Origin of the sequence: Embleya sp. NPDC059213, from assembly GCF_042754445.1 — a bacterium.
In the GTDB taxonomy this organism is placed as follows: domain Bacteria; phylum Actinomycetota; class Actinomycetes; order Streptomycetales; family Streptomycetaceae; genus Embleya.
The window spans coordinates 1-8,596 of record NZ_JBHZAV010000282.1 but is presented as its reverse complement, the minus strand read 5'-3'; the positions used below and the strand labels follow the sequence as shown (position 1 = coordinate 8,596).

Here is an 8,596-nt window from a genome sequence, read left to right as displayed (position 1 = left end):
TATGATACTTTACCCCCCCCGCCGTCGGCTGGTGCCTACGCCCCGCCGCAGGATCCGGGGGGGTGGCCGGGCCACCCCCACGGAACCCTCGACGCCGAATCAGTCGAGCGCCGCCACGCACAGCTCGGTCCACTCGTAGCTGTGGTGACCCGTGTCGCAACACATCATCGGTTCGAGGTCCTGCTGCTCATCGGTCTCCGGCAGTTCCTGAAGTTCCAGTACGGAGCTCTCCATGCCTCATCTCCCCTTTCCGGGGTCGCGGTCGTGCCCGGTGGCCGGTCGGTCGACCAGCCACGAACGAGGTCCGCCGTGTGTCAGGCGGAGCAGGAAATCCAGCACGCCCGCCATCCCGACGCCGTACGCCGCGCACATCTCGCGCAGCGTGTCGTCCGGGACCAGCCACCGACCGTGCCGATGGGCGGCGCGCACCGAGATGCAGCCGGCGAGCTCGTGCGCCCGGGAGCGGTGCCGCTCGTCCCCGGTGGCCGCGTACAGATCGAGCAGCAGCTCGGCGTTGCCGGCCACGCCGTGACACGAGCCCGGCCCGATCCGCCAACGGTCGGCGTACACCGCGTGGGCCGCCCCCTCGGCCAGGTCCAACCACCGGTCCGTGCCGGTGACCTGCCACAGCCGGATCAGGAACGTGCCGACGCCGGAGGTGCCGTTGCACCAGAAGTCCAGTCCCGGCCGCTCGGCCCGCCCGGGGCCCTTCGGCCACATCACCACGCCCCCGCGCCGGTCGGCGATCGCCGCGAGCGCGTGTCCGCCGCCGAGCGCGACGTCGATCAGCTCGGGGCGGTCCAGGTCCCGGCCCGCCGCCAGCAGGAACGTCGCGTTGCCGGCCACCCCGTGCCCGAAGCCGTACAGCGCCGACCCGGCCAATTCGCCGCGCACCTGCGGACCCACCGGCCAGTCCACCCCGCCGTCGGCGGTCGCCAGCAACCGCAACACGGCGTCCGCGCACTCCCCGGCCCGCTCGGCGAACCGCCGGTCGCCGGTGGCGTGCCACAGGTGCAACTGGGCCGTGCCCGCACCGGCCAGACCGTGACACACATCGGGATTGCCGCCGGTCAGCGGGATGGCCAGGGCGTAGTCCGCCGCCCGCCGCGCCAACGTGTCGTCGGCCAGCGTCCGGGCCGCCTCGTACAGCGCCCAGGCGGTGCCGGAACGCCCGAAGTACAGTCCGGGCAACACCCGGTCCGGCCGGGTCAACCGGCGGTCGAGCCAGTCCGCGGCGGTCCGCAGCGCGGGCTCCGCGTCCCGTCGACCGCACCGCACCGCCCGGTCCAACACCGCAAGCACGCCGGCCGCGCCCAGTTGCACGTTGCACGGATCGCCGTCCGGCAACGCGCGCGGCGCGGCCCACAGCCGGTCCGCGTCCGGGTCCATCGTGTCCGCCAGGTGCCGCAACCCGTCCGTGAGCAACCGCTCCGGGTCGGCCGGCGCGGGCGGCCCGGCCCCGAGCCGGCGGGTCGGCTCGGGTTCGGCCCGCAGGAAGTCGGCGGCCTGTGCCAGGCTCCACCGCTCGCCCGCCTCGCCGGTGAGCCCGACGATCAGCGGCGCCAGTGCGCGCAACATCGGCAACCCGGGCGCGGCGGCGGCCACGATCGCGGCGATCCGCTCGCCGACCGGCCGCGCGGGCTCGGTCTCGGGAGCCAACACCGGGTTGATCCCGGCGCCGACCTGGAGCAGGGTCGCGCCCAGGCTGAAGCAGTCCGCCGCGAAGTCCGCCGCCGGGGCGACCCGGTCGGCTCCGGCCGAGCCCAGGTATTCGGGGGCGGTGAAGCCTCGGGTGCCGACCACCGGAACCCGGCTGCCGACCGGCACCGCGCTCTCCAGGTCCACCAACACCGGGCAATCCTTGGGCGTCATCATCACGTTGCCCGGCTTGAAGTCGCGCAGCACCAGGGACTCCGCGTGCACCTGGGCCAGCAACCGGGTGAGTTCGCGGGCCAGTTCCCAACCGGCCGCGACCGGGATCCGGCCGTCGTCGCCGTGTCGGCGCTCCAGCCGGGCCGAGGTCCATCGGGTCAGAGCGACGCCCTCGATCAGGTCCTCGACCAAGAAGACGTGGCCGCCGCTGTCGAATACCTCGCGCACCTCGGGCGCGATCCTTCGCGGCGCCAGGCGCGCCAACATCCGTGCCTCGTGCCGCAACCAGTCCCGCGCGTCGCGGCCGTCGGGCCCGGCCCCGACATGCGGACGGGCCTCCTTGATCAGGACCTGTTCGCCGGTGCGCTCGTCGCGCGCCCGGTAGACCCCGCCCCGGTTCGAGTGCCGGATCGCCTCACGGACCCGATACCGGCGCGCGAGCATCACCGCGTCGCCGCGACGCCGCGCGAGCAGCGCCGTGGGCGGCACCGCCAACGGGTCCACCGCCCAGGGCGGCGGGGAGAACCAGGGCTCGCGGCGGTCGGTCTCCGACGTGCCGTCGGGTGCCTGCAATCGGCCCTCGTAGAACCCCTCGTCGTTGAGTTCGCGCGGGCGGGCGAAGCAGCCGAACCGGTAGTGCACCACGCTGCCCGGCCGGTAGCGCCGATCCGAGAGAATGGCCGGTCCCGGCAGGCCCTCGGTCGCCGCGTGCAACTCGGCTGCGAGCAGCACCAGTTGCTCGTCATCGGCAGGGTAGGCGGTGATGAACTTGCCGGACAGGGCCCGGGCCGCCCGGACCCCGTTCAACTCGGCGGCGATCTGCGGATCGGCCGCGAACTTGAACGCGCACCCGTGGGCGAGGAGCACCCGGACCGCGCGCTCCAACACGTCCGGCGCGGATCGGGCGGTGCACGACAGGTGCAACTTCCAACCCTGGCGCCGTCGTACGTGCCCGGGAGGCGACACCATGCACCAGGGATCGCCATGCCATACCCGCCATGAATCGATGCGGTTCGTCTCGGTCAGAACCCGGGAAACCAATAACCGGTAGCTCGACATCACCGGCCCAGCCTGCCACCGCGATCGGGCCCCGACCAGAGTCGAACCTCGATATATCACCCGATTGCCGTACGCACTACGCCATCGATCGACGGCACGCCCTCCCGCCTCCGGGCCCACGCCCGCACCCACCGCCCACACCCGCCTCCGCGACCCGCCCGCACCCGCGTCGGCGCCGCGCTCATCCGTGCGTGGACATCCCCTCGGACACGAGCAGATGCACCAACGCGTCCCGACCGCCGAGCCGAAACGCCGCCCGCTGCCGATCGGCCCCCGCCCCCTCGCGCAGCAGTCGGTGCACGAGCGCGTCGATCTGCCGATCGTCCCCGGCGTCCGCGAGCGCCGGTGCGACGTAGTCCAGCAGGCGGCCGACCAGTTCACCGGCCTTGAGCCGACGCGGCGCGTGCGGGTCGATCAACGCGTCGGTCAGCCCGTGCCGCGCGGCGTACCACTGGGCCGCCGCGACGAATTCGGGGGCCGATCGGGGCGGTGGTTGACCGGCCGTCGCGTCCCGCAACACCGTGGTGACCAGGGCCCGGACGAGCCCGGCGAGCATCACCGCGTCCTCCACCCGCAGTTGCACGTCCATCGCGCGGATCTCGACCGTGGGGTAGCGCTCGGAGAGCCGGACCTGCCAGTAGACCCTGGCCCGGTCGCGCAGAATGCCGGCGGTCAGCAATTCCTCGATCCGGCGGTCGTAGTCGAGCGCGTCGACGAACTCCGGCGGCATGCCGCTGATCGACCAGCGGCCGAACACGATGGTGCGCCAACTCGCGAAGCCGGTGTCTCCGCCCTCCCACATCGGCGAGTTCGCGCCCATCGCCACCAACAGCGGCAACCACGGGCGCAGCCGATTGAGTACGATCACGCCCGCGTCCCGGTCCGGGACGCCGACGTGTACGTGCATCCCGTTGACGAACATCTCGTCGACCAGGCGTGGCGCGTCCGCGTGCAGCGCGTGATAGCGCACCCGGTCGGTGAGCGGGATCGGCGTTTCGGAGCGGAACGGCGCGGTACCGGAGGCAACGAGCCGGCATCCCGCCTGTTCGGCCGCCGCGGCGACCGAGTGGCGCAGCCGCAGCAGGTGTCCGCCCACCTCGTCTAGGGCCGCGCACACCGGCGTCGCCACCTCGACCTGCACCTGCATCAACTCGGGCTGGATCTCGCCGCCGGTCACCGCCGGTTGCAGGTTCGCCGCCGCCCGGACCGCCTCGGCGACCGGCATCGGCCGGCCGTCGGCGGGATCCACGAGCAGGTACTCCTCCTCGACCCCGAACGTGATCATGCCCGGTCACCGACCGCCGGCCCCGCACCGAACGCGGAACCGCGACATGTCCAACAAAATCCGGAAGCCGTCCCGTGCCCCGCGGTCGAACCGGATACCGGGGCCGGCACGGGCCCCGCAATCGCACGCACCATCGTGCACTCCCTGACGCCGTGTCCGGCGGCGAGGCGCCCGTCCCGAGCGGCGTCGCCGGCCCGAGGGCCTTCGGCCCACATGCCGAGGGGCGCCGCCCGGCGCGACGCCCCTCCGGCGGGATCACCGGGTCAGACCGGCGTCTCCTCGTCCGCCCGATCGCCGGATCCGGCCACGGGATGCATGGTCCGCTCGACCTCGCTCATGCACGGGACACAGAACGTCTCCCGTCGCCGGGTGCCGTCCACCTCCCGGCCGGCCGGCAAGGTCTCCCCGCACATGGCGATGTCCTCGCTCTCCATGGCGTGCCACACCACACTCTGTGCGTCCTGGACCGCTCTCATCACGTGCATGTCCGCTCCCGTGTCGTGAGATCCATCGACCTCACCATGTAATCCGCTGCCGGCCGACCCTGCACTCCCAGGGCCTCCCGCGCCCGGGTCGATCCGGCCCGGCCGGGCGTCCGAGCAGGGAGAATCCCCGGTCCGGCCCCTGGGCCGCGCGGGTGACACGGGAGATCGGCGGCGCGCCGGGGTCACCGGCGGCGGCCCGGCGGTGCGCGGGTCAGTCCGCCAGCAGCCCGGTGCGCAGGCCGGCCAGGGTGCGCCCGAGCAGTCGGGAGACGTGCATCTGGGACAGGCCGAGTCGCTCGGCGATCTGCGACTGGGTCAGTTCCCGGCCGAAGCGCAGCGCCAGAATGGTCCGCTCGCGTTCCGGCAGGGCGGCGATCAGCGGCTTGAGCGCGTGCAGGTCCTCGACCCGGGCGAATCCCGGATCGACGAACGAGGCCCGCGCGGCATGCGCCGGCAGGGGCCCGTCCTCGGAGGCGGGGGCGTCCAGCGACTCGGCGGTGTAGCCGGCCGCCGCGGTCAGGCCCTCGGCCACCTGGGCGACGTCCAGGCCCAGGCGCGCGGCGAGTTCGGCCGCACCGGGCTCGCGATCGTGCTCGGCGGTGAACGTGTCCCGAGCCTCGGCCAGTTCGATGCGCAGTTCCTGAAGTCGGCGCGGGACGTGCACGGCCCAGGTGTGGTCCCGGAAGAAGCGCTTGATCTCGCCGGAGATGGTGGGCACCGCGAAGGTGGGGAACTCGTACCCGAACGCCGGGTCGAAGCGGTCGATCGCCTTGATCAGGCCGATCGTGCCGACCTGCACGATCTCCTGGGTCTCCTCCCGGCGCGAGCGGTAGCGGGACGCCACGAAGCGCACCAGCGGGAGATTGAGTTCGATCAGGGTGTTGCGTACGTACTGGCGCTCGGACGTGCCCTCTTCCAGGGACTTCAGCCGATCGAAGAGCACCCTGGACATCGCCCGCGCGTCGCTTGCGGCCGATGGTCCGGCGGTGTCCTCCACGAGAGCGGTGTCGGCCGGGGAGTCGGTCGCGATACCAAAGGTCATGCCACGTCCTTCCGGTGCGTCTCGCGCGGTGGGTTGTCGCCGCCCCACCCGATTCATGCACCATACACACGTTCCATCGGCGGCCGATGGGGTGGGCGTGGCGGCGCTCAGAGTCGGATCAGGCCCGCGTCCGTCGGGCGGAAGCCGCACGCGTCGACGTAGAACCGGCGCAGCCCGTCGTCGAAGTCGACGTGCAGCCACTCGCACTTCGCGGCCCGGGCCTCGCGCACCACCACCGCGATCAGCTCCGCGCCGATCCCGCTCCGCCGATTGCGCCGGGCCACCACGGTGTCCAGGACGAACGCGTGCACTCCCCCGTCCCAGGCCACGTTGACGAAGCCGACCAGGCGATCGTGCTGCCAGGCGCACACCCAGCCCAGGCTGTGCCGCTGCAACTGGGCGCGCCAGTCGATCGGCAGCGGCGGGTGCTCGAATCCCTCGGCGTGCAGCGCGTTGACGGCGGCGTTGTCGAAGTCGCCCCGCCATTCGAAGGTAACCGTCATGCGGCAATCCTAGGAAGTGCCAAGGCCGTTACCGGTGCTCATCCGGCCCGGATCGCGGCACGGGAGGGAAATCCCGTGCCGCGCCGAACGGTTCGGACCGAGGCGCTCGGGCTACGGCGTGTTGCCCAGGGCCTGGCGCAGGGGCAGTGCGCCGGTGGCGATGTGGATCCCGCGGGACACGATCCGCGCGTTGGTCGAGTCCAGCAGCGACAGTTGGGACAGCGGCGCCGGTCCGTCGTCGTGCAGCGAACAGCACAGCAGCAACATCGTGCGCAACGCCCCCGGCGGGAACGGCGCGTCCGGCGCGGTGACCACCGCGCGCAGGGTGCGCCAGCGCACCGCCGCGTAGCGGCCGTCGTCGGACCAGTCCAGGCACACCGCGTACAACTCGGGACGGCGGACGAACGAGCCTTCCTCGGTGAGGATGTACGTGGTCGCCTGGGTCGAGTGGCTGCCCTCGGCGGCGCGGTAGAGCGCGGCCTCGACCACCTCCGAGGACATCGCCGGTACGGAGGCACCGTCGTTGTGTCGGGCGGGGCGGGCCGCGACGCGGTCCACGCGGTGCTTGGCGTCGGCTCGGTTGCGCCGGCTGCTCGGGCGACGATCGGTGCTCATGAGACAACCCTTCGGGCCGGGTCCGGAGCCCACGTGTGGGCGGGAGCGAGCAAATGCGCCGGTTCCACCTGGAAAAGCTGGGCCAGGCGTTCCACATCGTTGAGGTCGAAGGGGAGTTCGCCGGTGAATCGGCGCCAGGCCCAGGACCGGCCGTGGCCCAGTGCCTCGCCGATGGCGCCGTCCGTGTAGCCGTCCCGCCGTGCGAGCATCCGCACGTTGCGCACCACGATCATCCGGATCGGTTCGTCGGTGTCCGGGTCCGGGTCGGGTATCGGCTCCGCCATTCTGGTCCCACGCACCCCAGGCGCAACATCTCTCATCCGGGCAGCGTAGATCGCCGATTGCGGGAGCGGTAGTGCGGGAGAGGGACAATCGTCCCTCCCTGCGGGAAAGTTGCCGCGTTGCCGAACGTGCGGCCGAGTCGAGATCGTGGGCGCGGGCCGGGTGCGCTCGGCGGCTCGGCCGACACGTCGGCCCACACGTCAGCCCGCGCGCCGGCCCTCGCCGGTGGCGGGCGGCGGGTTGCGCGCCGGGTTGTCGGCGCCCACCGTCCGGCGCGCGCTGGGTCCGGTGGCCGGGGGACGGACCGGCGCGTCGGACCGGGGGATCCCGGCCTCCGGAGGATCCACGGGTGGTTCGGGCGCCGACGGTGTCGCCGACGGGTGGGCGGGCGCGGACCCGGACACGCTCGGCGGCGTCGACACACCGATCGGCGGAGCGGGCACGGCGGGCGGCACCCGCACCGGGCGCGGGGCGTCCGACCCGCCGATCGAGCCGAGCAGCGCCCAACTCGCCGCCGCCGCGGCCACCGCCGCCATCGGCAGCGCCAGGCGCAGCGGGACGCGGCGCCCGCGCACCGGCCCGGCGGGCAGCGGCACGTCCCGGGTCCGGAGCGTCTCGGGTGTCACCGTGTCGGCCCGCCGGCCCATCCAGTCGCGCAGTTCGGCCTCCAACGCGGCATGTTCGGGCGTGCCCGACCGCAGGGGTTCCGCACCGTGTCGGGTCACGTGTCGTCCTCCATAAGCAACCGGTGCAGCGCGGTCAGCCCGCGGCTCGCGGTGGATTTCACCGTGCCGGACGGGATGCCCAGCGTGCCGGCGATCTCGGATTCGCTGAGGTTCTCCCAGTAGCGCAGCACCAGCACCTCGCGTTGGCGCCGGGTCAGTCGCCCCAGCGCGTGCCGCAACCGCCGGTCGCGTTCGGCCCGCAGCGCGTCGTCCTCGGGCGAGGCCACCGGCGGCGGCACCGGCGGGATCCAGGCCCGGGCGGTCCGTCGTCTGCGCAGCACCGATCGGGCGCCGTTGACCACGCAGCGCCGCAGGTAGGCGGGTGGGTCGTCGAGTTCGCCCAGGCCCGCGCCGTAGCGGCGGAAGGCGGCCGTGAACGCCTCCTGCACGACGTCCTCGGCGGTCTCCTGGTCGTCCACCAGCAGCGTGGCCAGGCGCACCAGGCGGATCCGGTGCGCGTGGTAGAGCTGCGTCATGGTCGGCGGCGGCTCGCCGGCCGCCCGGGTCCGACGTCGGAACAGACCGAACGCACGCCGGCGCGGCGGCGCGGCCTCGACGGGCGGCGCCGGGTGGGCCGGGCTCGGGTCGTGCTGGACCCGGACGTGGGAATCCTGGATGGCGGTGAACTCCTCGGGTGCGTACCGATGGGGCGCGGTGCCGTGGGCCGGTGGTCTCGGTGGGCGCCGCGGCCGGCCGGTGTATCGGGGACGTCGACGTGCCCGATACTC

At 73.3% G+C, this 8,596-nt stretch carries 10 protein-coding genes; all 10 read right to left on the bottom strand.

From position 1 onward, the window contains the following. Positions 1–99: 99 nt before the first annotated feature. The gene (locus tag ACFXMF_RS45025) at positions 100–234 is read right to left on the bottom strand and encodes a hypothetical protein (RefSeq protein ID WP_360321648.1); all 135 of its coding nucleotides are present in this window, start codon (positions 232–234) and stop codon (positions 100–102) included. 3 nt (positions 235–237) lie between these two features. Continuing rightward, positions 238–2,841, bottom strand: a complete 2,604-nt coding sequence (gene lanL / locus ACFXMF_RS45020; protein WP_379992178.1) for a class IV lanthionine synthetase LanL — start codon at positions 2,839–2,841, stop codon at positions 238–240. A 271-nt stretch (positions 2,842–3,112) separates the two neighbouring features. Further along, the gene (locus tag ACFXMF_RS45015; RefSeq protein WP_360321654.1) at positions 3,113–4,216 is read right to left on the bottom strand and encodes a glutamate--cysteine ligase; all 1,104 of its coding nucleotides are present in this window, start codon (positions 4,214–4,216) and stop codon (positions 3,113–3,115) included. A 263-nt stretch (positions 4,217–4,479) separates the two neighbouring features. Further along, the gene (locus ACFXMF_RS45010; RefSeq protein ID WP_360321657.1) at positions 4,480–4,701 is read right to left on the bottom strand and encodes a hypothetical protein; all 222 of its coding nucleotides are present in this window, start codon (positions 4,699–4,701) and stop codon (positions 4,480–4,482) included. Positions 4,702–4,912: 211 nt separating this feature from the next. Beyond that, positions 4,913–5,743 (bottom strand): SigB/SigF/SigG family RNA polymerase sigma factor, encoded by an 831-nt coding sequence (locus tag ACFXMF_RS45005; RefSeq protein ID WP_379992179.1) that lies wholly within the window; start codon positions 5,741–5,743, stop codon positions 4,913–4,915. Positions 5,744–5,850: 107 nt separating this feature from the next. Continuing rightward, positions 5,851–6,246 (bottom strand): GNAT family N-acetyltransferase, encoded by a 396-nt coding sequence (locus tag ACFXMF_RS45000; protein ID WP_379992180.1) that lies wholly within the window; start codon positions 6,244–6,246, stop codon positions 5,851–5,853. Between the two features lie 111 nt (positions 6,247–6,357). Next, positions 6,358–6,861, bottom strand: a complete 504-nt coding sequence (locus ACFXMF_RS44995; RefSeq protein WP_360321666.1) for a hypothetical protein — start codon at positions 6,859–6,861, stop codon at positions 6,358–6,360. After that, positions 6,858–7,145 (bottom strand): helix-turn-helix domain-containing protein, encoded by a 288-nt coding sequence (locus ACFXMF_RS44990; RefSeq protein WP_360321673.1) that lies wholly within the window; start codon positions 7,143–7,145, stop codon positions 6,858–6,860. The genes ACFXMF_RS44995 and ACFXMF_RS44990 overlap by 4 nt, the downstream gene beginning before the upstream one ends. 198 nt (positions 7,146–7,343) lie before the next feature. Beyond that, positions 7,344–7,868, bottom strand: a complete 525-nt coding sequence (locus ACFXMF_RS44985) for a hypothetical protein (RefSeq protein WP_379992181.1) — start codon at positions 7,866–7,868, stop codon at positions 7,344–7,346. Next, positions 7,865–8,596, bottom strand: a 732-nt coding sequence (locus ACFXMF_RS44980) for an RNA polymerase sigma factor (RefSeq protein WP_380021205.1), incomplete at its 5' end; no start/stop codon positions are given. The genes ACFXMF_RS44980 and ACFXMF_RS44985, both read right to left, overlap by 4 nt.

Excerpts from the sequence above, each read along its gene's own strand:
- ACFXMF_RS45025 (WP_360321648.1), bottom strand. The coding sequence starts at position 234 with ATGGAGAGCTCCGTACTGGAACTTCAGGAACTGCCGGAGACCGATGAG.
- lanL (WP_379992178.1), bottom strand. The coding sequence starts at position 2,841 with ATGGTGTCGCCTCCCGGGCACGTACGACGGCGCCAGGGTTGGAAGTTG.
- ACFXMF_RS45015 (WP_360321654.1), bottom strand. The coding sequence starts at position 4,216 with ATGATCACGTTCGGGGTCGAGGAGGAGTACCTGCTCGTGGATCCCGCC.
- ACFXMF_RS45010 (WP_360321657.1), bottom strand. The coding sequence starts at position 4,701 with ATGCACGTGATGAGAGCGGTCCAGGACGCACAGAGTGTGGTGTGGCAC.
- ACFXMF_RS45005 (WP_379992179.1), bottom strand. The coding sequence starts at position 5,743 with ATGACCTTTGGTATCGCGACCGACTCCCCGGCCGACACCGCTCTCGTG.
- ACFXMF_RS45000 (WP_379992180.1), bottom strand. The coding sequence starts at position 6,246 with ATGACGGTTACCTTCGAATGGCGGGGCGACTTCGACAACGCCGCCGTC.
- ACFXMF_RS44995 (WP_360321666.1), bottom strand. The coding sequence starts at position 6,861 with ATGAGCACCGATCGTCGCCCGAGCAGCCGGCGCAACCGAGCCGACGCC.
- ACFXMF_RS44990 (WP_360321673.1), bottom strand. The coding sequence starts at position 7,145 with ATGGCGGAGCCGATACCCGACCCGGACCCGGACACCGACGAACCGATC.